Source organism: Streptomyces sp. NBC_00887 (genome assembly GCF_045207585.1).
The window spans coordinates 5,645,369-5,669,886 of record NZ_CP108788.1 but is presented as its reverse complement, the minus strand read 5'-3'; the positions used below and the strand labels follow the sequence as shown (position 1 = coordinate 5,669,886).

Genomic DNA, 24,518 nt, shown 5'->3' with positions numbered 1-24,518 from the left:
CGGGGGCGGGCTCCCACCCGGATTCCGGCACGCCGGTGGCCGATCGCGTCGCGCAGGTGACCGAGAGGGCGCGCCGGATCACAGCACGTACCATTTCGGGCAACTGATCATCCCTCCCTCGACCGAGGCGGTCCCATGTCCCGTGCGCGGTGGTGCTGCCTGTCGGCAGTGCTCGCGGTCGTACTGGGGCTGCTCTGCGCACCCGCGGCGGCCACGGCCGGCACGGGCACCGTCCCGGCCGTGGCCGCCGCCGGGAACACGGGCATACCGGGCTGCGACGGGAGCCGGGACCACGGCGGCACCGACCCCGTCCTCCCCGCCCGGACCCGCGCTCCGCACGACCAGGCGCCCGGCCCCGCCGCGGTGGGCCTGCCCGCCGTCACCGACCGGGCCCGGGTCCCGCTGCCGGTGCGGCTCGCCGTACGCGGTCCGGGTCCCGCCACACCCACACCCGTCGAGCTTTCCGTGCTGAGGGTGTAGGCGTACCCGCCTCCCCTTCTTTCCTCTCCCGCAGAACCCCCACGCACCAGCACGGAGTGCCGCATGCCCACGCCCACCCGCCAGACATCCAGGAAGCCGCTCGCCTTCGGGGCCGCCGTCGTCCTCGCCGCAGGCCTGCTCGGCTTCGTCTCCTACCGGGCCACCGCCCCCGACGGCACCGCCTCCGGCACCACAGCCGTCGGCACGACCTCGGAACCGGACGCCGACATGTACGCGGAGCTGGCGGAACTCGCCCGGCGCGACGCGGGCGACAAGCTGGCCCAGGGCCGCACCGACGCCCCCGTCGTCCTCATCGAGTACGCCGACTTCATGTGCGGCTACTGCGGGAAGTTCGCCCGCGACACCGAACCCGTACTGATCAAGAAGTACGTCGCCGACGGCACCCTGCGCATCGAGTGGCGCAACTTCCCGATCTTCGGCAAGGAGTCGGAGGCCGCCGCACGCGCCTCCTGGGCGGCCGGACAGCAGGACCGCTTCTGGGCCTTCCACCGGGCCGCGTACGCCGAGGGCGCCAAGGAGAAGGGCTTCGGCAAGGACCGGCTCAAGGCCCTCGCCCAGCAGGCCGGCGTCAAGGACCTCGACCGCTTCGTACGCGACACCGACAGCAAGGCCGCCGCGGACGCGGTCGGCGAGGACCAGGAACAGGCGTACGGGATCGGCGCCACGTCCACCCCGTCGTTCCTCATCAACGGCCGCCCGGTGGCCGGAGCCCAGCCGATGGCCGTCTTCACCCAGGCCATCGAAGCGGCAGCGGCCGAGGCCGCCAATGTGGGCAGCGCCGGGGACCCCGCGAAGTGACGCCGGACATCGGATACTTCGCGGCCCTGCTCGGCGGGCTGCTCGCCCTGGTCAGCCCGTGCAGCGCCCTGCTGCTCCCGGCCTTCTTCGCCTACTCCGTCGACTCCGCCTCACGGCTCCTGGCGCGCACCGGCATCTTCTACACCGGCCTCGCCACCACCCTGGTACCGCTAGGCGCCGCCGGCTCGTACGCCGGACGGCTCTTCTACGGGCACCGCGACGCCCTGGTCCTCGGCGCGGGCTGGCTGATCATCGGACTCGGCCTCGCACAGATCGTGGGCCTGGGCTTCGCCTCCCGCCGGATCGCCGCCCTCAGCGGCCGGATCCGCCCCACGACCGCGCTCTCCGTCTACGCCCTCGGCGCGGTCTACGGGCTGGCCGGCTTCTGCGCGGGCCCGATCCTGGGCAGCGTCCTCACCGTGGCGGCCGTCAGCGGCAGCCCCGTCTACGGCGGGCTGCTGCTCGCCGTCTACGCGCTGGGCATGGCCGTTCCGCTGTTCGTGCTCGCGCTGCTCTGGGAACGCTTCGACCTCGGCCGCCGGGCCTGGCTGCGCGGCCGGACCCTGCGCGCAGGCCGCTTCGAACTGCACAGCACGTCCCTGCTCTCCGGCCTGTTCTTCATCGGGCTCGGGGTGCTCTTCCTCATGTACGACGGGACGACCGCGCTGCCGGGACTGCTGGACGTCGACGACTCGTTCGCCGTCGAGCAGTGGGCCCGCAACATCGGCCGGCGGGTGCCCGACGCAGTGGCGTTGGGAGTCGTGGCGTCGGTGGCGCTGCTGTTCCTCGGGGCGCAGGCGTGGCGTCGGCGCAACGTACGGAAGGAAGAGGAAGTGGCCTAGGGCCTGACAACGGCGAAGGCCCCGTCCATCGGACGGGGCCTTCGGGTGGTGGCTGGGGCCGGGATCGAACCGGCGACCTATCGCTTTTCAGGCGATCGCTCGTACCAACTGAGCTACCCAGCCACGCAGCTCATACGGGCTGCAGCGGTCCTGACGGGATTTGAACCCGCGGCCTCCACCTTGACAGGGTGGCGAGCACTCCAAACTGCTCCACAGGACCAAGCAATGTGCGAGACAAGTCTCGCACACAGTAAAGCGTGCCCCCAACGGGATTCGAACCCGTGCTACCGCCTTGAAAGGGCGGCGTCCTGGGCCACTAGACGATGAGGGCTAAGGGCCCACCTGCGCGCTTTCCAGCGCGTCGGGGACGTGAGAAGCATATGGGATGCGGGGAGGTATCGCCAAAACGGTTTACGGGGAGGTGTTGGAGACCGTCGGGGAGGGCGAGGGATCGGCCAGGTTCTCCTCCGGGAGATGGCGGCTGACCTCGGCCGTCGTGAGGCCCAGACCGCCCAGGGTGATCTCGTCCCAGGCCTGCAGGTGTCGGGTCGCGCGGTCCAGGTAGAGCACCGAGGCGCGCACCTTCTCGGGCTTCTCGTTCTGCACGGCGCGCAGCCCGCCGCCGCCCGTGGATCCCTCGACCTTCAGCCGCGTGCCGAACTTCAGCAGTTCGTTCACCCGGTGGTGCACATGGCCGGCGAGCACGAGGGGGACGGTGCCGTCGGTCTGCCGCGCCGCGTTCGGGTCGTGGGCCACCGCGATGTCCACCGGGGTGCCCGCCCGCTGCTGGTCGCGGAGCGCGGAGGCGAGCCGGATCCCTGCCAGCTCCTCGGCGGCCCTTCCGCCGGTGGGGCGGGAGCGGTCGGGGGTGAACTGAGGGTCGCCGGTGCCCGCGATCCGCAGTCCGCCGACGTTCACGGCGCTGCCCTCGTCGAGGACGTGCACGTTCTCGAGGCCCTTCATGTAGGCCTGGGTGACGGTGGAGTCGTGGTTGCCCCGCACCCACACGTAGGGCGCGCCGAGGTCGCGGACGGGGTCCAGGAAGCCGTTCTCGGCTGCGGTGCCGTGGTCCATCGTGTCGCCCGAGTCGATGATCACGTCGATCTCGTACTGCTCGACCAGGGAGCCGATGATGTGCCAGGAGGCGGGGTTGAGATGCACGTCGGAGACGTGCAGGACCCTGATGGTGGCGGGGTCCGGCTGGTACACCGGGAGCGTGGACGTGGCGTCGTACAGCTTGGTGACGTTGGTGACGAGCCGGGCCAGTTCCTGCTGGTAGACGTCGAATTCGGTGACGATCGAGCGGGCGTCACCGACGACCGAGGGGGCGCTGGAGAGCAGCCCGGAGAACTTGGGCTCCAGGACGGACTTCGGATTCCAGGTGGCGTACGCGCTGATGCCGGACGCGGCCAGGAGCGCCAGTGCGAGCCCTCCGGCGGCCAGTGCGCGGCGCGGCCGGCGGTAGACGGCGAGGCCGAGCGCGGTGGCACCGGAGACCACGGCCACGCAGGAGCGGACGGCGAGTTCCCGGGTGCCGGCGGCGACGTCCCCTGTGACCTCGTCCTGGAGGCCGGCGAGGCGCTCGGGGTGCTTGACCAGCGCCTGGGAGCGCTCCGGGTCCAGCTGGTCGACATCGACGTCGAGGCGGACCGGGGCGACGTGGGAGTTCAGCTCCAGGGCGCCGAGCGGCGACACGTTGATCTTGGTGCCGCCGCTGAGTGAGGGGCGCAGGGTCATCGTGGTGTCCACGGGCCCCACCGGCGTACGCACGCTGCCGACGATCAGCAGCCCCAGCCAGGCCCCCATCACGACGACGGCGAGCAGGCCGAGCACGCGCATGTACGGGTGCGGGGCGGCGGCGAGCGTGCTGACGGGGGCGGTGGAGCGGGCGCGGTAGTGGTGCCGGATGCGGACGACTGCGGCGCGGAACGGGTCGCGGGCCATTGGGCCCGTATGCCCCGATCGGGCGCCGTACATGCGGACCCGCTGGGAGGGGTGGCCCGGGCGGGTGGCTGCCCACCCGTGCGCTCCGCCCGATCAGGTCCGGTGCGGCCTGCCCGCCACGGCCGGTCGTACGTGACAATGGCGGGGTGCTGGAGATGACGCGCGAGGAGTTCGAAGAGCTGGTGAGTCTGGCTCTTGACCGGGTCCCGCCGGAGCTGATGCGGCTGATGGACAACGTCGCGGTGTTCGTCGAGGACGAACCGGAGCCCGGGGATCCCGATCTGCTGGGGCTCTACGAGGGCACGCCGCTCACCGATCGCGGTGAGTGGTACGCGGGGGTGCTGCCGGACCGGATCACCATCTACCGCGGGCCGACCCTGCGGATGTGCGAGTCGCGCGAGGACGTCGTCGCCGAGACCGAGATCACGGTGGTCCACGAGATCGCCCACCACTTCGGCATCGACGACGAGCGGCTGCACGCGTTGGGCTACGGGTGAGCGCACAGGAACCCGGCCGGCGACCGGCCATCGACCCGGACGTCGACCTCTGCGTACCCGCGCAGCGTGCGGAGACCGAGGGACCCGGCGGGTGGCGGGTCCCGGCGGTGATCGCGGCGGGAGGCGCGCTGGGCGCCACGGCCCGGTACGCGGCGTCCCTGGCCTGGCCGGCTGACGAGGGGGCGTTCCCCTGGGCGGTCTTCGTCGTCAATGTGACGGGCTGTGCCCTGATCGGGGTGCTGATGGTGCTGGTCGCCGAGCGGGGGACGGTCACGCATCCGCTGGTGCGGCCGTTCCTCGGGGTCGGGGTGCTCGGCGGATTCACCACCTTCTCGACGTACGCCGCCGACGTGTCGAAGCTGCTGGTGCGTCAGGAGGTGCTCGTGGCGACGGCGTACGCGACGGCGACGGTCGCGGCGGCGCTCGGAGCGGTGTGGGGGGCGTCCGCACTCACGCGGATCCTGGTGGACGGGCGGGCCTCGTGAACTGGCTGCTGGTCGTCGTCGGAGGCGCCGTCGGTGCGCCGCTGCGCTATCTGACGGACCGTGCGGTGCAGGCCCGGCACGGGGCGGGGCTGCCGTACGTGTTCCCGTGGGGGACCTTCGCCGTCAACGCCGCGGGCAGCCTGCTGCTCGGGGTGCTGACGGGGGCCGCCGTATCCGCACATACGTATGCCCTGCTGGGTACGGGGCTGTGTGGGGCGCTGACGACGTACTCGACCTTCTCGTACGAGACGCTGCGGCTGGCCGAGACCGGCCGGGGCTTTCTGGCTGCGGCCAATGTGGTGGCGTCCCTGCTGGTGGGCCTCGGGGCCGTGTTCCTGGGGGCGGAACTCGCGGGGGGCTCGGGCGGCTTCGCGGGCGCGGAGGGCTTCGGCAGCTGACCGGCCCGGGAGCGCCCGGGCCGTGTGCGGGTGTTGTGTCCGTGCGTGTCCCCGGCGGGGTCGGGGGAGTTGGACACAGCGCCCCCGACCTGTCCCTGCTCCGCAGTCTCCCGCCCGGAGGTGCCATCCCGTGCGCCAGTTGTCCGCCCCTGTCCGTTGGGCAGCCGTCACCGCGCTGACGATCGCCGCGTCCACCGGCTGTATGAGCGTCGGTGAGGACGCCGGGAAACCGGCTCCGTCGCGCCCGGCCGGCCAGAAGGGGGCGTCGGCCGAACCGGGCGGTGACACCGTGCCCGGCTCGGGCCGGGCCGGCCTCGGCGGCGGCCACGCCGGGGCGCAGTCCGAGCGTCACGCCGCCCGCAAGGCGTCCCCGGGTGCCTCCGGGGCAGCCCCGTCGGCGACCCCGGGGGATATCCGTCCGGTACCCGGTTCCGGTACCCCGGCGCCGTCCGGGGGCGGGCACCTGCCCACCCCGGAGCCCAGCACCCCGGGGCCCGGCGAACCGCCGCCCCCGCCGGTGATTCCGGAGGAGCCTCCGCCCGCTCCCGATCCGGAGCCCTCTCAGCCACCGGAGGAGCCCTCCGGTTCGCCCGCCGCGCACTCCCGCAACGATGCGACGGGTGCGCGCGACCGGGTGGAGGTGTGGCCCACTCCGGAGGTATCACCGCAGGTCGCGCCGGTGTGAGGGGGCCCGGCTTGCGCAAAGTGGGGGAGGGTGCGTATGGTAGTAGATCGTTTGATCCCATTGCCCGGCGCCGACACAGAAGAGCGCCGTGTGGCGCGTACTCTCCCTTGCCGTGGCTGGACCGCATTGAGGCGGTCGAAATTGCGAAAACACGGAGTTACGGGCGCGTGCCGAGACTCCGGAAGGTTTCGCATTTCGCATGTCAATTTCCAGTTCTGACCACACCGTCATGCCCGAGAACGTCGAGAACAACGAGCTCGTGGAGCTCGCCGAGGCCGTAGTGGCCGCGGCTCCCGAGGCCGCAGTGGCCGTCGTGGACGCTCCCGCCGAGATCCAGGCCCCCGCCGCCGACGCCGAGCTCTCCGACGAGGCCGCGGAGGTCGTCGAGGACGCCGCCGACGCCGAGCCGACCATCACGTTCGCCTCGCTCGGACTGCCCGACGGCATCGTCCGCAAGCTCGCGCAGAACGGTGTGACCGCCCCCTTCCCGATCCAGGCGGCGACCATCCCGGACGCCCTGGCCGGCAAGGACATCCTCGGCCGCGGCCGTACCGGCTCCGGCAAGACGCTCTCCTTCGGTCTGCCGACCCTGGCCACGCTGGCCGGCGGTCACACCGAGAAGAAGAAGCCCCGCGCGATCATCCTCACGCCGACCCGTGAGCTCGCGATGCAGGTCGCCGACGCACTGCAGCCCTACGGCGACGTCCTCGGCCTGAAGATGAAGGTCGTCTGCGGCGGCACGTCGATGAGCAACCAGATCTACGCGCTGGAGCGCGGTGTCGACGTCCTCGTCGCCACCCCGGGCCGTCTGCGCGACATCATCAACCGCGGTGCCTGCTCCCTGGCGAACGTCCAGGTCGCGGTCCTCGACGAGGCCGACCAGATGTCCGACCTGGGCTTCCTGCCCGAGGTCACCGAGCTGCTCGACCAGATCCCCGGCGGCGGCCAGCGCATGCTCTTCTCCGCCACCATGGAGAACGAGATCGGCACGCTCGTCAAGCGCTACCTGAGCAACCCGGTCACCCACGAGGTCGACAGCGCCCAGGGCAACGTCTCGACCATGTCGCACCACGTCCTCGTCGTGAAGCCGAAGGACAAGGCGCCGGTCACCTCCGCGATCGCCGCCCGTAAGGGCCGCACGATCATCTTCGTCCGCACCCAGCTGGGCGCGGACCGTATCGCCGAGCAGCTCATCGAGTCCGGCGTGAAGGCGGACGCGCTGCACGGCGGTATGACGCAGGGCGCCCGTACCCGTGTGCTCGAGGACTTCAAGAAGGGCCTCGTCAACGCGCTCGTCGCCACCGACGTCGCCGCGCGAGGCATCCACGTCGACGGCATCGACCTCGTCCTGAACGTCGACCCGGCCGGCGACCACAAGGACTACCTGCACCGCTCGGGCCGTACCGCCCGTGCCGGCAAGTCCGGTGTCGTCGTCTCGCTGGCGCTGCCGCACCAGCGTCGCCAGATCTTCCGCCTCATGGAGGACGCGGGCGTCGACGCCTCGCGTCACATCGTGCAGGGCGCGGGCGTCTTCGAGCCGGAGGTCGCCGAGATCACCGGTGCCCGTTCGCTGACCGAGGTCCAGGCCGACTCCGCGAACAACGCGGCCAAGCAGGCCGAGCGCGAGGCGGCCGACCTCACCAAGCAGCTGGAGCGCGTCCAGCGCCGTGCCGTCGAGCTGCGCGAGGAGGCCGACCGCCTGGTCGCCCGTGCCGCCCGCGAGCGTGGGGACGACCCGGAGGCAGCGGTGGCCGAGGTCGCCGCCGAGGCGGAGGCCGCTCTGCTGGCCGCCGCGGCCGTGCCGGAGCAGCCGGCGCCCCGTGAGGACCGTCGTGACGACCGTGGCAACTACGGCCGTCGTGACGACCGTGGTGGCGACCGCGGTGGATACCGCGGTGGCAACGACCGTGTCGGCGAGCGCAGTGGCCGCCCGTCCGGCGCGAACGGCTACCGCGGCAACAGCGACCGCCCGTCGTTCCGCAGCAGCAACGACCGTCCGTCCGGTGGCGGTTTCCGCTCCGGTGGCGGCGAGCGTCGTGACGACCGTGGCGGCCGTTCCTTCGAGCGTCGTGACAACGACCGCCCGGCGTTCCGCGAGCGTCGTGACGAGCGTCCCTCGGGCGGTTTCCGCTCCGGTGGCGGCGAGCGTCGTGACGACCGCGGCGGCCGTTCCTTCGAGCGTCGTGACAACGACCGCCCGGCGTTCAACCGTGACAACGACCGCCCGGCGTTCAACCGCGACAACGACCGCCCCTCGTTCAACCGCGACCGTCGTGACGACCGCCCCTCCGGCGGTTTCCGCTCCGGCAGCAGCGACCGTCCGGTCAACCGTGACCGCCGCGACGACCGTCCCTCGAGCGGCTTCCGCTCCGGTGGTGGCTCCGACCGTCCGGCCGGCCACCGCGGTGGCACCGGCACGGGTACCGGCACCGGTACCTTCGGCCGCCGCGACGACAAGCCGCGCTGGAAGCGCAACGGCTGACCGTCGCTGACCGACTGATCCGCAGGGCCCGTACGACACTCCGGTGTCGTACGGGCCCTGCGGCGTTGAACGGGTTCGAAATGGCCCGGCCGGCTCTGTGAAGATCCTGTTAGGATCCGTCCACTCGCGTGGGGGGCTACGCGCCGGGGGCAGGTCCGGGCGGCCGAGTGCGTCCGGAACGGTTCGGTTCCGATGACGGCTTTCCTTCTTCCCCATGCCTGCGTGCTCATCAGTCCAGGGGAGGAACCCGAGTGGCCCACCGTGCCCTCAGCTCCGGCGTCATCGCCGCATCGCTCGTACTTTCCGTCACCGCGGGCCTGCCGGCGGCTGCTGCCGGCACACCGCGGGCGGTACAGAACGCCGTCCCGGCCGCGACGGCCGCAGCGGCCGACCCCGTGGTGGTGCCGGCCACGCTGCGCGGCTCCGTGCAGCCCTTCAACCTCGTCGCCACCGGCGGCGCCCGCGAGGCCGACGCCGTGGGGGAGCTGGGCGTCTTCAACCGCCCGTCCGCCAATTCCGGCTATCGCTGGACGCGTTTCTCCGACGGTGCCCACGTTCCGGCGGGCCCGACGGGCAGTGGCATCCTCATGAAGGTGTACGGGACCGGTACCGACACGATCGCCTATCAGTGGGCGGACGAGGTCGAGCTGCGCGACATGGTGGCGGGCACCACGACGTTCGTGCCGATCCCCGAGGGGCTCACCTTCGCCGGCGTCTACGGGCACACGGTCGTCGCCGTGAAACTGGTGACCACGGAAGCCGACGGGACGACCAGCACGACGGCCACCGAGGCACACCTCCTCGACACACGGGCCGACGGGACGACGCGGGACCGTACGGTCACCGGCCTCCCCGAGGGCGCCAGATACGCGGGGGCGGCCCAGACCGCCGCGACAGGCGACGAGAGCGGCGTCCTGCTGCGCTACGTGCACGACGGGGTCGCCAAGATGGCGATGGTCGACTTCGGAACCGCGCACATGGCCGGCAGCTCCGCCCGCATACAGGGGACCGCGCCCGGTTACCTTCTGACGCCCCGGTACGTGGTCTGGTACTCGTACGGCGCCGACTCGACGATCAGCGTGGTTCCCCGGTCCGACATCGGTGCCACTCCGAGGGTCCTCACCGCACCGGCGCCCACCGAGCGCAGCGGCTACCACCTCGCTGTCGTCGGCGACTGGCTGCTGCACAACAAGGGGAGCGTCTCCCTGATGGCCACACCGCTCGACGGCGGTCCCTCACGTCAGCTGCTCGCTAAGGCCAGGACGGAGATCGCGGCTGCCCAGGACGGTTCCGCTGTGGTCGTCGGCGGAGCCACCGGCTATGCGTCGGACACCACGTGGGGGGTGTACCGCATCGTCGAGGGTCAGGACGGGGTGCCCGAGCCGACCCGTGTGATCGACCTTGCCGCACTGCCGATGGACCTGGAGGGAATCGGCCTGTCGGCGGGCAGGCTGACCGCCGTGACCCGTCCGACAACGCTCCGTAATGGCACGGAGCGAGAGCTCGCGGTCCAGGGAACCCCCTCCTACGGACCCGCGTCCGGGTCGTCCATCTCGTTCGTGAGCGAATGCGGACCCGAGGATCCCGACTGTCACGCCATCCACGGCACCGGCGACGGCAAGCCGGTGGTACTGATCCGGCTGGAGTCGGGCGCCGGCGACGAGATACGGGAACGCGGGAGTTCGGTCCGCACAGGGCTGTCCGGTGGAACGCTCACGGACACCGACGGCGACTACGCCGTCTATACGCATGCCGCGTCGAACCAGCAGATCGTCTACCGGTTGGGCGGTCAGAAGATCCTGACCCGGAGCCCCGTGGCGTCCGCCCTGTGGGCCGGAACGCTGTGGAGCGCCGGGACGAAGCCGGGCACGGTGACCTCGTACGACCTGGCCACGGGCTCGACGACGGCGACGGTCGACCTCGGCTCGGGCTGCGCACCGAGCGAACTCCAGGCACTGGGACGCTGGTTGTACTGGACGTGCGGACCCTCCGGCGGCGCCGGGATTCTCGACCGTACGACAGGGAAGTCGATCGCCGTACCCGTCGGAGAAGCCCTGCTTGGGGACGGATATCTCGTACGCCACGACAAGGCGGCCGGAAAGCTGGTGCTGACCGACCTGGTGTCCTCGGCGGCGTCAGGTGCGGCGGTGACTCGCGTGGTCGCGGACCTGCCCGCGACGGAGAACCCGCAGCGGCGGGTGGCGTGGACGGTGGACAAGTACGGCGGCCACCTCGCCTACGTGGACGCCGGGCAGCGGGTGCACATCGTGCCGACCGGGGTACCTACCCAGCCGCTGTCGGCCGGCGGGGAGTCCTGGGCGGGCCAGCCCGGCCGGGAGCATCCCTGGATGTACGAGGCGAATCTCTCCAAGCCCGCAGCCTCCTGGGCGGCCGTGTTCACGGACCTGCGGACCGGGAAGGTGGTTCGCACGGTCACGGGGGGCGAGGTGCGGGGCATGCTCTCGGCGAACTGGGACGGCCGCACCGACGGCGGCCCTCTTGCCGTCAACGGCCGCTACGGCTGGAAACTGACCGTGCAGCCGGCCGACGGCCACGGTGCCGCGCTGGTCCGCAGCGGCGAGGTCGCCCTGAGCCGGGGCGCCGCCGCATGGCGGGACTTCGGCCGGGACGGGCTCGGCGATCTCTTCGTCGCCGTGGAGGACGGCATGCTCGGGCAGCGCCGCGGAAAGCTCCCCGGCACGGTCGGTCCGCTCAACGCCTACTGGGGTTTCGAGGACACGGCCGCGAAGAGGATCCTTCCGACGGGCGACCTCGACGGTGACGGGTGCAACGACTACCTGGCCGCGAAGGACGGGGGCACGCTGATGCGGCTGGACGGCACATGTGGGGACGACGGCAACGACCTTCCCAGGGAGTACGTGCAGATCGGTGTCGGCTGGAAGACGTACGACCTGTTCGCGCCCGGTGACATCAACGGCGACAGGATCCCGGACCTGCTGGCCCGCCAGCAGTCCACGGGCTACCTCTTCCTGTACCCGGGCGACGGCAAGGGCAGGCTGAAGGCCCGTACCCAGATCGGGGTCGGCTGGAACGGGCTCACGGTCGTGGGAGCGGGCGATCTGACCGGCGACGGCTTCGGTGACCTGCTGGTTCGCGACAAGGCCGGGGTGCTGTGGCGCTATGCCGGAACGGGCGAGGGCAGGGTCGCCCCAAAGGTGCGGATCAGCTCTGGCTGGCAGCAGTACACCGCGCTCGCGGCGGTCGGTGACGTCACGGGCGATGGCGTGAACGATCTGTTCGCCAGGGACAAGGCCGGGGTGCTCTGGCGGTACAAGGGCACGGGGACGGGCACGTTCGCGGCGCGGGCCAAGGTGGGTCCGGGCTGGAACACCTATCCCACGATCTTCTAGCCGGGCAACGGGCGGGGCGAAGGGCGCATGCCGTGCCCCCGGCGAGGGCATCGCTGGGGGCATGACAAACGACGAAGCAGCAGTCACGAAGCCCCCACCCGATGTCCCATCGGGGCCCGCCGCCCCCACCACGGACGAGGAGCGGCTGGCCCAGCTGGGCTACACCCAGGTGCTCGCGCGCCGGATGTCCGCCTTCTCCAACTACGCCGTCTCGTTCACGATCATCTCCGTGCTCTCCGGCTGCCTGACGCTGTACCTGTTCGGCATGAACACCGGCGGCCCGGCCGTCATCACCTGGGGCTGGGTCGGCGTCGGCCTGATGACGCTGTTCGTCGGCCTGGCGATGGCGGAGATCTGTTCGGCGTACCCGACGTCCGCCGGCCTGTACTTCTGGGCCCACCGCCTCGCCCCACCGCGCTCGGCGGCGGCATGGGCGTGGTTCGCCGGCTGGTTCAACGTGCTCGGCCAGGTCGCCGTCACCGCAGGGATCGACTTCGGGGCGGCGTCCTTCCTCGGGGCGTACCTGAACCTCCAGTTCGGTTTCGAGATCACGCCTGGCCGCACGATCCTGCTGTTCGCCGCGATCCTGATCCTGCACGGACTGCTGAACACCTTCGGCGTCGGCATCGTCGCCGTACTGAACAACATCAGCGTCTGGTGGCACGTCGTCGGTGTCGCCGTGATCGTCGGCGCTCTCACCTTCGTACCGGACTCGCACCGGTCGGCGTCGTTCGTCTTCACCGAGTTCGTCGACAACACCGGCTGGGGCAGCGGCTTCTACGTGGTGATGATCGGCCTGCTGATGGCCCAGTACACCTTCACCGGGTACGACGCCTCCGCCCACATGACGGAGGAGACCCACGACGCGGCCGTGGCGGGCCCGCGCGGCATCGTCCAGTCCATCTGGACCTCCTGGATCGCCGGCTTCGTGCTGCTGCTCGGCTTCACCTTCGCCATCCAGTCGTACGACGGCGCCCTGAACTCCCCGACCGGCGCCCCGCCCGCCCAGATCCTCCTGGACGCGCTCGGCGCCACCACCGGCAAGCTCCTGCTGCTCGTCGTCATCGGCGCCCAACTGTTCTGCGGCATGGCCTCGGTCACCGCCAACAGCCGCATGATCTACGCCTTCTCACGCGACGGGGCCCTGCCCTTCTCCCGTGTCTGGCACACGGTCAGTCCCCGTACCCGCACCCCCGTGGCGGCGGTCTGGCTGGCGGCGCTCGGCGCCCTGGTGCTCGGCCTGCCGTACCTGATCAACGTCACCGCGTACGCCGCCGTGACGTCCATCGCGGTCATCGGCCTCTACATCGCGTACGTCATCCCGACCCTGCTCCGCCTGCTGCGCGGCGACGACTTCACCCCCGGTCCCTGGCACCTGGGCCGCTGGTCCCGCCCCATCGGCATCGTCGCGGTGGCCTGGGTCGCGGTGATCACGGTGCTGTTCATGCTGCCCCAGGTGTCCCCCGTCACCCGGGAGACCTTCAACTACGCCCCGCTGGCCGTACTGGTGGTGCTCGGCTTCGCAGCCACCTGGTGGCTGGCCTCCGCCCGCCACTGGTTCCTCAAACAGTCCGGTCCCGACCACAAGGCCGCGATTCCGGAGGAAACGGGAGGCTGATCCCCCAGACCGCAGCACGACAGGGCCCGGCACCCGATACCCGATCGGCTGCCGGGCCCGGGCGGGCTATGCTCGGGGGGTGATCGCTCAGGGGCCGTTAGCTCAATTGGTCAGAGCAGCGGACTTTTAATCCGTTGGTTGTGGGTTCGAGTCCCACACGGCCTACGCGATGCAGGGCGGGGAAACCCCCTTTGACCTGCTACTTAGCGCCTCGATCGGCTTCGGCCGGTCGGGGCTCTTCGCGTTTCTCGACCTCGTGACACCACCCGACGTTCACGATCACCCGCTCGGGCGGTCCCTCCGGGCGCTGTCACGTCTGCCTCTTCTCCGACGCCTTCACAGAGACACCGCATGTGCGGTGCTGTGGCGAACGCGATGAGGAGGAGAGGAGCCGCGACCGCAGCAAGTGGTGGCAAGATCGACGGGCGCCACCCGGCAGCAATCGAGTGATCTTGCTCATATTGTTGATAGTGAATTGCCCTGAAAGTTCCCATCATTGATGAATTGACCTTCCCCCGTCGGGGAGTGAATCTCCGTACATCTCCCAAGATGGTGTCAATGTTCCACTCATAGCCAAAGCTCGATGTGGTCCGCTACCGGTAGGTTCCATGCGGCTCGGATCCCAAGGAGCCGGGGTGTGAAGATCGGTGCGGTCCGGGGAGAGTCGGGGGGTGGGGCTGCGTGAAGCGGCGTCGGATAGGGGTGACGGCGGCTACGGCCGTTGCGGGGCTGGCCGGAGTGCTTGTCTTCCAAGGAGTCACCGGCAGTACGGGCGATGGTGTCCAACCGGATGGAAGGCCGGGACCCGTCAAGGCCCGAGCCGACACGGAGCAGTTGGCAACGAGCGACGACGGCCGGTCCGCCACCCTGGAGCAGCGGGACGCGGAGCCGTTCAGCATGCTGGGGGTGACGTGGACCGATCCGGCAGCGCACGTCCCTGGCGCGGTGGAGGTGCGTACGCGGTCGGTCGGGTCGGGGCAGTGGTCGCGCTGGCTGCGCCTTGACGGCAACAGTGGTCAGGGCGAAAACGGTGCCGCACGCGGCGGCACCGAGCCGGCTTGGGTCGGCCCCTCCGACGGTGTCGAGGCTCGCGTGCGTTCGGGCGGGTCGACTTCGGGGCTCCCCGCGGGCCTGCGTCTGGACATGGTCGACCCCGGCAGCGGCAAGGTCACGGGCATGGCGCCTGCGGCGTTCGCCGTCGAGGAGACCGATGAGCCGTTGCCCACCGACTCGCCGTCGGACTCCGGTGAGCCGACGCAGAGCACGACCGAGCCCTCGGCTCCGGCGAGCAGCGAGCCGCCCACCGAACCTTCCGTGAGCGAGCCGCCGGCCGCGTCGGAAACACCCGGCGGCTCACCGTCGCCTTCGGCCTCCGAAACCGTGAGCCCCACGCCGACGGTGACGGTGCCGCCCGCGCCGCCGTCCACCGCGCCGCAGCCGCCGGTCACCTCCCGCGCCGGCTGGGGTGCGGACGAGTCGATCAGCCCGGAGGAGCCGGGCTATCTGCCCGGCGAGAAGGTCAAGGCCGTGGTGGTGCACCACACCGCCGAGTCCAACACCTACACCTGCGAGCAGGGTCCGGCGGTCGTGCGCGGTATCTACGCCTACCACGTGAAGCAGCTCGGCTGGAAAGACCTCGGATACAACTTCCTCGTCGACAGGTGCGGCCAGATCTACGAGGGCCGCAAGGGTGGCATCGACAGGCCCGTGATGGGCGCGCACGCCTACGGATTCAACGCCGAGACGACCGGCATCTCCGTACTCGGCACCTACACCGATGCCGCTCCGCCGCAGGCCGCGACGGTCTCGGTGGCGCGTATCGCGGCGTGGAAGCTCGGCCAGTACGGCGTGAACCCCGCCGGTACGGCGACACTCACCGCGGGCGACAGTGGCCGTAACTACTTCGGCAAGTCCTGGGCCAAGGGCGATCAGTTGACCTTCCCGGTCATCCACGGTCATCGGGACGGCTACAACACCCAGTGCCCCGGCAACGCCCTCTACACCCAGCTCGGCACCATCCGCTCCTGGGCCGCCGGCCCGGTCACGGGTCTGGCGATCACGTCCGTCACCGGTTCAGTTCTGTCCGGGACGACGTACTACGCCAAGGCCGCGGTCACCGTGAACTGGTCGGCCACCACACCGGCTTCGCTGATCTCGAAGTTCGAGCTGCTCGTCGACGGCAAGGTGGCGGCCACCGCGGCCGGTACCGCGACTTCCGCCAAGGCGACCCTCGCCGTGGGCAGCCACAAGGTCGCCGTCCGCGCGGTCCACCAGTCCGGCATGACCGCCACGACAGCGGCCGCGACCGTCGTCGCGGATACCACCGTCCCCACCTTCACCACCAAGCCCTCCCTCTCCCTGCGCACCGGCACCGTCAGTACCACCTCCGTCCCGCTCACCCTGAGCTGGAAGGCAACTGACGGCGCCGCGCTGAAGGAGGTCCGGCTGACCGCCCCCGTGGCCAGGACGTACGGCCCGACCACCTACAGCGCCGCCCACACCGCGAAGTCCGCAGTGGCCACCGCCTGGAGCATGACGGCCTACGACCGAGCCGGAAACAGCGCCACCGCCACCGCCACGGGCACCCCGGTGATCCTGCAGGAGTCCACCGCAGCCAGGTCCGGCACCTGGACCACCAAGTCCTCCACCAGCTACCTCGGCGGCAGGTCCTACTCCAGCTCGTCCAAGAACGCGAGCCTGACCTGGACCTTCACCGGCAAGTCGGCGGCCTGGGTGGTCTCCCGTGCCTCCACCTCCGGCCAGGCGTACGTCTACGTCGACGGCGTCAAGACCGCCACGGTCGACCTGAAGTCCTCCACCACCAAGTACCGCGACGCGATCTGGACCAAGACCTGGACCACGACCGCCAAGCACACGATCAAGATCGTCGTCGTCGGCACGAGCGGTCGCCCGGCCGTCACCACTGACGGCCTCGTCCACCTCAAGTAGCTGTTCCCGCACGACGTACCTGATGCAGGGCGAGGGAACCCCTCCGGCCTGCTGCTCAGCACCCCGATCGGCTTCGGCCGGTCGGGGCGCTTCGTCCTTCCCGGCGCCTCGGGCGAGCGGCAGCGTCGGTGGCGTACGCAACTGGCCCTCCTCGGCGAGCGCGAGGCCTGCGGGAACTCCTCTTGTCCAGTGCATTGACGGCGGATCCAGGCCGACTTACCTTCATCGCGTTGTCGTGGCGACGATCCGGCCGTCCGTGACGGTGACCCACGAGCGACAGCGGCTTCCCGTGCGCGGCGACCACGACCCCTGCCGCTCCGTCGACCGGCGCGGGCCGTGCGAACGGGGACAGCCGGCCGAAGGTGAGCGCCTGCGAGGCCACGGTGTGCGCCCCGGTGAGGACGACCGTGTGGCGGGCCTGCGCGCCTCCGCCGTCGGACCGCAGGACGACATCGGGGTCCAACACCGCGACGAGCCGTCGAAGTTGCCGTCACGGGCGGTGGCGAAGAAGGCGTCGACGATCTCCCGCCGGCGCGTGAGATCGGGGTCCGGTACCGGGGCCCGCCCCTGTACCCGGCGGCGCGCGCGGCTCGCGAGCCGGCGTCACCGTGCCGGCGGGAACCTGTCCCTCGAAGGTGCCGATACGGGCACGCGGACGTGGGAGGACTTCCTGGCGGCGCGTGTGGGCAGGCCCTAGTCGAGGCCTTCCGCCCGCAACGCGTACATCAGGAGGAAGGTCCGGTAGGTGTCGGCGGACACGTCCAGGCAGATGTCGGGCCGGAGAGTGGCGGTCGACGTGTTGTCGAGGGCACGCTGACAGGCCGCTTCGGTCTCGGCCTCGGAGGGGATGTTCGACAGGTACGCGGCGAACAGGAGGGCCGCTCCGAGGGCGACGACGGCGATTCGGATGCGCATGGTCTTCCAACGACCACACGGCCCGGCCGGTCACTCGGGCCCTTGCTCATCGGGCCCTGCCGATCAGCCGGCCCCGTTGCTCATCGCCTTCGCTCATCGGCGCCGTCGCTCACCGGGCCCGCTACTCGTCCGGCGCCTCGGACCGCCCGGCCCGTCGCTCACTCGGGTTCGTCGAGGAGCGGCGGCAGATCGGGCTCGATGAACAGGCCGGCGTACTGCGGAGAGGGCAGGGGAGCAGCCGTGCCCGGGGCGGCGAGCTGCGCGCCCGTGTCCGCGGCCGTGCCGTTGGAGTGCCGCTGCGTCGTGCGTGCGGGCATGTCGGTCATGGAGTGTCCTGTACGTAGGTGTGCGGTGAGAGCCCCGTGACCGAGCCGATGGTGTGATGCCGGACTGGTCCCGACCGGTACGACGACGATGTGCCGCTTCCGGTGTCGCGCCGCTCCGGGGGCGGCCGGATCATCATGCGGTGCATGCAGACTGTAACCCTCGGAGCACGGCTTTCCCTCTGTATTGCCGTGGTCGGTGTGAGGGTCAGTGACCCGGGTTGGGCTCGATGTTCTGGTTTGCGTGGAAGAGATTGTGCGGGTCGTAGGCCTGCTTGACCTCGGCGAGCCTGTCGTAGTGGCCGCGGTAGGTCGCCCGGACCCGGTCCGGGGACTCGCCCGCACCGATGAAGTTCACGTACGCGCCGCCCATGGAATGCGGGTGCAGCGCGTCCCAGTAGTCCACGGCCCACTGCCGCAGCGCTTCCGCGCTGTCCGGGTCGGGATCGATGCCGGCGATGACACCGGACCACACGGCGTCGCGGTAGGCCCATGCGGTGTCGTCGGCCCCGACACGGCCCGCGGCCCCGTCGACGGGGTAGAGGTGCATGGTCGACAGGCCGCTGGGGAGTGCTTCGGCGTACCTGGCGTGCACGTCGACGGCGTCGTCCGTGATCCGGTCGAAGAAGGCGCCGCGCCAGTACCACTGGAGGCCCGTGGGGATCAGTTCGTCGAACATGGCCTGCAGCGCCGGGTAGGGCATCGGCGTCGTGAAGTGGAAGGCGGGCTTGCCCGGTTCGTTCACGACCGCGAGGGTGTCGCCCAGGGCCTCCGGGTCCGCCGTCGAGGACCAGACGACGCCGCACACCTTCTGTCCGTGGAGCTCCTCCGGGAACGGAGGCGCGGGCGGGACGGTCATCGACGCGAAGAAGCCGTACAGGTCGTCGGGCGCCTGCGGCAGGAACTCGCGGTACCACCGCATGACGTCGGGGAGGAGGTCCAGCGGCCACACGGTGATGCCGACCCCCACGGTGTCCACGGGGTGCAGCTCGAAGTCGAACGACGTCACGATGCCGAAGTTCCCGCCGCCGCCGCGCAGCGCCCAGAACAGGTCCGCGTTCTCGCTCGCGTTCGTCGTGACGAAGCCGCCGTCGGCCAGGACGACGTCCGCGGACACCAGATTGTCCGCCGTGAGGCCGTACTTGCGGGTGAGGTAGCCGTGTCCGCCGCCGAGGGTGAGGCCCCCGACACCCGTCGTGGACATGATGCCCGCCGGGGTGCCGAGGCCGAACGCGTGGGCGGCGTGGTCGAGATCGCCCAGCTTCGCCCCGCCGTCGACCTGCGCGGTCTGGGTGGCCGGGTCGACGCGTACGCCGCGCATCGGCGACAGGTCGATCGTGACGGCGTCGTCGACGAGGCAGAGACCGGGTCCGCTGTGTCCCCCGCCCAGCACCGCCACCTCGAGGCCGTGCGTGCGCACGAAGTCGACGGCCGCCATGACGTCCGCCGTGTCGTGACACCGGACCACGGCCGCCGGTCTCCTGTCGATCATGGCGTTGTAGATCGTGCGGGACTGTGTGTACTCCGGGTCGTCCGGGCCGATGACGGGGCCGCGCAGTTCGGTCCGCATCGTTTCGAGTGTGGTGCCGTCCATGACCGTCTCCTTGCCGAAGCGTGTGCCGCACCCGCCCGGTCCGCCTGTGCCGGGCCTTCGGTGCGGGTTTGCGCCGGGCGCTCCGGCAACCTCGGTCGCAAGCGGAAGCGGACACCGCAGGACTGATGGATCCAGCGTCCCGCCGCTTGTGGAGTCGCGCACTCCGGCCCACCCGTGGCCACGGGGGCATACGCACCCTGCCGCCTGCGGCCGATGCCTCCGTGGAGCCGGTACGGGGGGCGCAGCGGTAAATGGTCAGGACCTCGTCCCGGATGGCGTAGTGTTGCACTCACAACGACGCGGGGTGGAGCAGCTCGGTAGCTCGCTGGGCTCATAACCCAGAGGTCGCAGGTTCAAATCCTGTCCCCGCTACTGAAAGACAGAGGCCCGGATCCTTTCGAGGATCCGGGCCTCTGTCGTATGCCTCCGTATGCCGCGGCTGCCGTGCTTGACCTTGACGCAACGTAAAGATCTAGCGTTCTCGGCATGGAGTGGTCCATCCAGGAAATCGCCAGAAGAGCCGGCACCACGAGCCGCACGCTCCGGCACTACGGAGATCTCGGTCTCCTCGCGCCGAGCCGGATCGGGTCCAACGGCTACCGCTACTACGACCAGGACGCCCTCGTCCGGCTGCAGCGCATTCTGCTGCTGCGGGAGCTGGGTCTCTCGCTGCCCGCCATCAAGGACGTACTCGAGGGGCAGCGGGACACGTCGGTGGCGCTCCGGGCCCATCTGCGACTGCTGGAGCAGGAGCGGGAGCGCATCGGGCGGCAGATCGCCTCGGTGCGGACCACTCTCCACAAGACCGAGGAGGGAAGAGAACTCATGGCCGAAGAAGTGTTCGACGGCTTCGATCACACGGTGTACGAGCAGGAGGTCACCGAGCGCTGGGGGCGGGACGCGTACGAGAAGGGCGACCGGTGGTGGCGTTCGCTCAGCCGGGCGGAGCGCGACAGTTTCCAGGCCGCGCACGAGGCCATCGCCCGTGACTACGGGCAGGCCAGGGCGGCGGGCATGGACCCGTCCGACGAGCCGGTGCAGGACATCGCGCGGCGGCACTGCGAGTGGCTGTCGGTGACCACGCCCGCCACCCGGTCGTACGTGATCGGGCTCGGGGACATGTACGTCGCCGATCCCCGCTTCGGGAAGAACTACGATCGGTACGGAGACGGCACCGCCGTCTTCGTACGGGATGCACTGACGATCTACGCGCAGCGCAAGCTCTCCGACTGACCATGGGGGCGCGGCGCTCGGCGCTCCTCCCTTTGGCCGACGACGAGTCGCCTCACGGCGCGGCTCCGGCCAGCCTGGGTGGAGCGCGGTACCGTCCGCAGCCGTGGGCGGACCGGGCAGGAGTGCACAGGTGGGGAAGCGGGAGAGGTGGCGCGGCGGAGCTGCTGGAGGTGCCCGCACCCGGCAGTTCGTACGTCTGCTGCCCGCACTGATGATCGCGGCCGGGGTGGTCTTCGACCTCAATACGCCGCCCGAGGTCAGTGCGATCCCCCTGTTCGCGGCGGCCCCGCTGATCGCCGCGCCGTTCTTCTCGCTGGCGAGCACGATCCGTACGGCCGCGGCCGCGATCCTGACGGTCCTGGCCATCCGGTTGTACGACGACACGATCTCGGACGTCGCCCCGGTCACCGAGCTGTTCACCCTGGTCACCGTTTCCGTGCTCGCCCTCGTGATCAACGGCGTCGTCCGGCGCAGCAACGAGCAGCTGGCCTCGGCCCGGGTCATCGCGGAGACCGCGATGCGCGCGGTGCTCCCGACGCCGGACGAGCGGATCGGCGGGCTGCTGGTCGCGGCGCGGTACGAGGCGGCGCAGGCGGACGAGTTCGTCGGCGGTGACCTGTTCGCCGTCGCGGACACCCCGCACGGGGTGCGGCTGGTCGTCGGGGACGTACGGGGCAAGGGGCTGGCCGCCGTGGAGGCGGTGGCCGTGGTGATCGGGGCGTTCCGGGAGGCCGCCGAGCAGGAGCTGTCGCTGGAGGGTGTGGCGCAGCGGCTGGAGAGGGCGCTGGCGCGGGAAGGGACCCAACGCGGCGGGCTCGACTCCATGGAGGGGTTCGTCACCGCGGTGCTCGCCGAGATCCCGGCGGGTTCGGGCAGGTTGCGGATCGTCAACCGTGGTCACCCCGAACCGATCCTGCTGCACGCGGACGGGGCGCTCGAGGTGCTCGCGCCGACCGTGCCCGCGCTGCCGATCGGGATGGACCTGGGGGTGTGGCCGGACCGGTCGGACGAGTGGGAGCTGCCTGCCGGGGCGACGCTCCTGGTGTTCACGGACGGTCTCTCCGAGGCGCGGGACGCCGACGGGGTCTTCTACGACCCGGCGGCCCGGCTGCGCGGCCGGATCTTCCCCGGGCCCGACGAACTGCTCTCGGCGCTCACCGACGACGTGCGGCTGCACACGGGGGGCCGCGCCGTGGACGACATGGCGCTGCTCGCGGTCGGCCGGCCCGCGCGGGGGCAGCCGGAGCGGCGGACGACTGTGAAGATCGTGGGGCGGGGCGATGGATGAGTCGTTGCCACGGTGCGTAGTCGAAGGACACCGCTCCGCATAACATGTGACGCAACGTCAGAAACTGGTGCTCCGACGGGGAATACTCAACTCGCCCGTTTCGGACCGTTAATCCCCTGAAAGTCCATGTCGAAGCTGTGAATGATCAACGGGAACAGCTTGGAATCGGACCCGGGTGTCTATTAACGTTCGATAACGCAGCGCGGTTGTCCCAGTCGTCGCAAGAGGCGGCACCGTGCGCGAGCGCCGAATTCCGCAAGGAAACCGGGGAACCACCTACATGGGGTGAATCGGACACCTGTGTCTCGTGAGAGGCAGAGGGGCCCGTAGGAGACCTTCCTGCTCCGAACCCGTCAGCTAACCCGGTAGGCGAGAAGGAAGGAAAGGAGTGCGCCCACGTGGCGTCCAATCAGCCTGCCCCCGAGGCCCCGTCACCCTTCAGGTCCGACACCGTCGGTGACGAGGACAGGACGTGGGAGGAATGGAACCCCACCGAGGAGTCCATCCGTCCCGTACGCGGCAGGCACCGTGTAGCCAAGCAGCGCGGCCTCGCCCGTAGCTCCACCGTCCTCGGTGTCGGCGTCATCGCGGCCGTCGGCGCGGGTGGCATGGCCACTGCGCAGAGCAAGCCGCCGGTCTCCATTTCTCTTCCCGATTCCATCGCGGACAATCTCCCCGACGCCAAGTCCCTGCCCGGTGTGAGCGCGTTCATGTCGGACGACTCGGCGGACAACGGCACGGTCGCCGTGGCCTCCCCGCTCACCACGGCCGGCATCACGGCCGCCGAGGCCGAGCAGGGCACGAGCAACGCCGGTGAGGCGCTGCGCGCCCGCATCCTCCAGCAGGCCGAGCAGCAGCAGGCCGGAGCCGAGGCCGAGGCCAAGGCCGCCGAGGAGAAGGCAGCAGCCGAAGCGGCCGCAGCCGCAGCCGCGAAGCAGCAGAGCGAGGCCGAGGCGAAGGCCGCCGCCGAGAAGAAGGCCGCGGAGCTCGCGGCGAAGAAGAAGGCAGAGGCCGAGCGCCTCGCCAAGCTCGCCGCCAGTTACGCGCTCCCGACCTCCTCGTACACGATCACCTCGACCTTCGGCCAGGCCGGTTCGATGTGGTCCTCCGGCTACCACACCGGTCTCGACTTCGCGGCGCCGACGGGCACCCCGATCAAGGCCGTGCACAGCGGCACGGTGAAGTCGGCGGGCTGGTCGGGTTCGTACGGGTACCACACCGTCATCGAGCTGGACGACGGTACGGAGGTCTCGTACAGCCACCAGTCCTCGATGGACGTCACCGCCGGCCAGCGGGTCACCACCGGTGAGACCATCGGCCGCGTCGGCGCCACCGGCAATGTGACGGGCCCTCACCTCCACCTGGAGGTCCACACCGCGGACGGCTCGGGCATCGACCCGATGAGCTGGCTGCGCAGCAAGGGTCTCTCGATCTGAGTTCTCCCGGTCCGAGGGCTCCGCGGTGTGTCCGCCGAGCCCTCGCCGGTTCTCCGCCGAGCGTTCGCGCGGGCGGACGGCCCATCCGAACCCCGTCGGACGGCCCACCTGAACTCCGGCGGCCCTGGCGCTCCCCCCGACGTCAGGGCTGCCGGTCTGCCCGTGGTCCGCATCCATCGGAATAGTCGCCTGAGCGGACTGGTTTGTTCCAGGTATGACTTCACTCCGCACACTCGGTTCCTCGAGCCTCCAGATCTTCCCGCTCGCACTCGGCGGCAACGTCTTCGGCTGGACGGCCGATGAGGACGGGTCCTTCGCCGTCCTGGACGCGTACGCCGCGGCCGGCGGCAACTTCATCGACACGGCCGACTCGTACTCCGCCTGGGCCCCGGGCAACGAGGGCGGCGAGTCGGAGACGCTCGTCGGCAAGTGGCTCGCGTCGCGCTCCAACCGCTCCGACATCGTCGTCGCCACCAAGGTCGGCGCCCACCCCGAGTTCAAGGGGCTCGCCGGCGCGACCATCAAGGGCGCCGCCGAGGCCTCGCTGCGCAGGCTCGGCACCGACCACATCGACCTCTACTACACGCACTTCGACGACGAGACCGTCCCCGTGGAGGAGATCATCACCGCGCTCGACCAGCTGGTGAAGGAAGGCAAGGTGCGCGAGATCGCCGCCTCCAACATCAGCCCCAAGCGGCTCCGGGCCTCCCTGGAGTTCTCCGAGCGCGAGGGCCTCGCCCGCTATGTCGCGCTGCAGCCGCACTACAACCTCGTCTCGCGCGACACCTACGAGGGCGAGCTCCAGGACACGGCAGCCGAGGCGGGCCTCGCCGCCGTCCCGTACTTCGCACTGGCCTCCGGCTTCCTCACCGGTAAGTACCGGTCCGGCACAGCGGTCGAGAGCGCACGGGCCGACGGCGCGGCCAGGCACCTGGAGTCGGAGCGCGGACGCAAGGTGCTCGCCGCGCTCGACAGGGTGGCCCAGGAGCACGACGCGGAGATCGCCACGATCGCGCTGGCCTGGCTGGCCGCCCGGCCGACCGTCGCCGCGCCGATCGCGTCCGCCCGCACGGTCGGGCAGCTGCCCGCACTGGTGGCGGTGGCAGACCTGCGGCTGACGGACAAGGACCTCGCGGACCTCACCGAAGCATCCGCCTGA

Annotated in this window: 20 protein-coding genes, 5 tRNA genes and 1 riboswitch; of the genes, 18 read left to right on the top strand and 7 right to left on the bottom strand. The window is 70.7% G+C overall.

Features of this window, described 5'->3' with window-relative positions; genetic code table 11:
• Positions 1-135 precede the first annotated feature (135 nt).
• From OG844_RS25900 to OG844_RS25890, 3 genes are all read left to right on the top strand, one after another.
• Positions 136-480, top strand: a complete 345-nt coding sequence (locus tag OG844_RS25900) for a hypothetical protein (RefSeq protein WP_406393464.1) — start codon at positions 136-138, stop codon at positions 478-480.
• 63 nt (positions 481-543) lie between these two features.
• A complete protein-coding gene (locus tag OG844_RS25895) occupies positions 544-1,299 on the top strand; it encodes a DsbA family protein (RefSeq protein WP_406393463.1) in 756 nt (251 codons plus the stop codon).
• Entirely contained in the window at positions 1,296-2,141 is an 846-nt protein-coding gene (locus OG844_RS25890) for a cytochrome c biogenesis CcdA family protein (protein ID WP_406393461.1), read from the top strand. Before OG844_RS25895 ends, OG844_RS25890 begins: the two co-directional genes overlap by 4 nt.
• A 46-nt stretch (positions 2,142-2,187) precedes the next feature.
• Here the strand turns inward: OG844_RS25890 and OG844_RS25885 are convergent.
• The 4 genes from OG844_RS25885 to OG844_RS25870 form a co-directional block, all read right to left on the bottom strand.
• Positions 2,188-2,264 (bottom strand) — tRNA-Phe (locus tag OG844_RS25885).
• A gap of 22 nt (positions 2,265-2,286) precedes the next feature.
• Positions 2,287-2,361 (bottom strand) — tRNA-Asp (locus OG844_RS25880).
• 38 nt (positions 2,362-2,399) lie between these two features.
• Positions 2,400-2,472 (bottom strand) — tRNA-Glu (locus OG844_RS25875).
• A gap of 80 nt (positions 2,473-2,552) precedes the next feature.
• The gene (locus OG844_RS25870) at positions 2,553-4,085 is read right to left on the bottom strand and encodes a metallophosphoesterase (protein ID WP_406393460.1); all 1,533 of its coding nucleotides are present in this window, start codon (positions 4,083-4,085) and stop codon (positions 2,553-2,555) included.
• Between the two features lie 146 nt (positions 4,086-4,231).
• Between OG844_RS25870 and OG844_RS25865 the strand changes: the two genes are divergently transcribed.
• The 10 genes from OG844_RS25865 (at position 4,232) to OG844_RS25820 (ending at position 17,267) form a co-directional block, all read left to right on the top strand.
• Positions 4,232-4,582, top strand: coding sequence for a metallopeptidase family protein (locus OG844_RS25865; protein WP_329208828.1), 351 nt, complete (start codon positions 4,232-4,234; stop codon positions 4,580-4,582).
• Positions 4,579-5,067 (top strand): FluC/FEX family fluoride channel, encoded by a 489-nt coding sequence (locus tag OG844_RS25860; protein WP_406393459.1) that lies wholly within the window; start codon positions 4,579-4,581, stop codon positions 5,065-5,067. Before OG844_RS25865 ends, OG844_RS25860 begins: the two co-directional genes overlap by 4 nt.
• Positions 5,064-5,465: a fluoride efflux transporter FluC gene (locus OG844_RS25855; protein WP_406393457.1), complete on the top strand. Its 402-nt coding sequence runs from the start codon at positions 5,064-5,066 to the stop codon at positions 5,463-5,465. Before OG844_RS25860 ends, OG844_RS25855 begins: the two co-directional genes overlap by 4 nt.
• A 130-nt stretch (positions 5,466-5,595) precedes the next feature.
• Positions 5,596-6,150, top strand: coding sequence for a hypothetical protein (locus OG844_RS25850; protein WP_406393455.1), 555 nt, complete (start codon positions 5,596-5,598; stop codon positions 6,148-6,150).
• 199 nt (positions 6,151-6,349) lie between these two features.
• Entirely contained in the window at positions 6,350-8,632 is a 2,283-nt protein-coding gene (locus OG844_RS25845) for a DEAD/DEAH box helicase (RefSeq protein WP_406393454.1), read from the top strand.
• Positions 8,633-8,883: 251 nt separating this feature from the next.
• Positions 8,884-12,003: an FG-GAP-like repeat-containing protein gene (locus OG844_RS25840; RefSeq protein ID WP_406393452.1), complete on the top strand. Its 3,120-nt coding sequence runs from the start codon at positions 8,884-8,886 to the stop codon at positions 12,001-12,003.
• 61 nt (positions 12,004-12,064) lie between these two features.
• Complete coding sequence (locus OG844_RS25835) at positions 12,065-13,621, top strand: amino acid permease (protein ID WP_406393451.1); 1,557 nt, start codon at positions 12,065-12,067, stop codon at positions 13,619-13,621.
• Positions 13,622-13,712: 91 nt separating this feature from the next.
• A tRNA-Lys gene (locus OG844_RS25830) sits at positions 13,713-13,786 on the top strand.
• A gap of 564 nt (positions 13,787-14,350) precedes the next feature.
• Positions 14,351-16,570, top strand: a complete 2,220-nt coding sequence (locus tag OG844_RS25825; RefSeq protein ID WP_406396256.1) for an N-acetylmuramoyl-L-alanine amidase — start codon at positions 14,351-14,353, stop codon at positions 16,568-16,570.
• Positions 16,571-16,826: 256 nt separating this feature from the next.
• Positions 16,827-17,267 carry a hypothetical protein gene (locus OG844_RS25820; protein WP_406393449.1) on the top strand — a complete coding sequence of 147 codons (441 nt, stop codon included), beginning with the start codon at positions 16,827-16,829 and terminating at the stop codon, positions 17,265-17,267.
• Here OG844_RS25820 and OG844_RS25815 read toward each other — a convergent pair.
• The 3 genes from OG844_RS25815 to OG844_RS25805 form a co-directional block, all read right to left on the bottom strand.
• On the bottom strand, positions 17,264-17,485 hold the full coding sequence (locus OG844_RS25815) for a hypothetical protein (protein WP_406393448.1): 222 nt from the start codon (positions 17,483-17,485) through the stop codon (positions 17,264-17,266). The two genes, OG844_RS25820 and OG844_RS25815, sit on opposite strands and share 4 nt — an antisense overlap.
• A gap of 158 nt (positions 17,486-17,643) precedes the next feature.
• Positions 17,644-17,811, bottom strand: a complete 168-nt coding sequence (locus OG844_RS25810) for a hypothetical protein (protein WP_356423651.1) — start codon at positions 17,809-17,811, stop codon at positions 17,644-17,646.
• Positions 17,812-18,016: 205 nt separating this feature from the next.
• Positions 18,017-19,402, bottom strand: a complete 1,386-nt coding sequence (locus OG844_RS25805) for an FAD-binding oxidoreductase (protein ID WP_406393445.1) — start codon at positions 19,400-19,402, stop codon at positions 18,017-18,019.
• Between the two features lie 298 nt (positions 19,403-19,700).
• On the opposite strand from OG844_RS25805, the gene OG844_RS25800 reads away from it, so the two are divergent.
• The 5 genes from OG844_RS25800 (at position 19,701) to OG844_RS25780 (ending at position 24,518) form a co-directional block, all read left to right on the top strand.
• Positions 19,701-19,774: transfer RNA gene (locus OG844_RS25800), tRNA-Met, on the top strand.
• Between the two features lie 114 nt (positions 19,775-19,888).
• A complete protein-coding gene (locus OG844_RS25795; protein WP_406393444.1) occupies positions 19,889-20,635 on the top strand; it encodes a MerR family transcriptional regulator in 747 nt (248 codons plus the stop codon).
• Between the two features lie 130 nt (positions 20,636-20,765).
• The gene (locus OG844_RS25790; protein WP_406393442.1) at positions 20,766-21,923 is read left to right on the top strand and encodes a PP2C family protein-serine/threonine phosphatase; all 1,158 of its coding nucleotides are present in this window, start codon (positions 20,766-20,768) and stop codon (positions 21,921-21,923) included.
• A 234-nt stretch (positions 21,924-22,157) separates the two neighbouring features.
• A riboswitch (cyclic di-AMP (ydaO/yuaA leader) is annotated at positions 22,158-22,310 on the top strand.
• Positions 22,311-22,321: 11 nt separating this feature from the next.
• On the top strand, positions 22,322-23,359 hold the full coding sequence (locus OG844_RS25785; protein WP_406393440.1) for a M23 family metallopeptidase: 1,038 nt from the start codon (positions 22,322-22,324) through the stop codon (positions 23,357-23,359).
• Positions 23,360-23,573: 214 nt separating this feature from the next.
• Complete coding sequence (locus OG844_RS25780; protein WP_406393438.1) at positions 23,574-24,518, top strand: aldo/keto reductase; 945 nt, start codon at positions 23,574-23,576, stop codon at positions 24,516-24,518.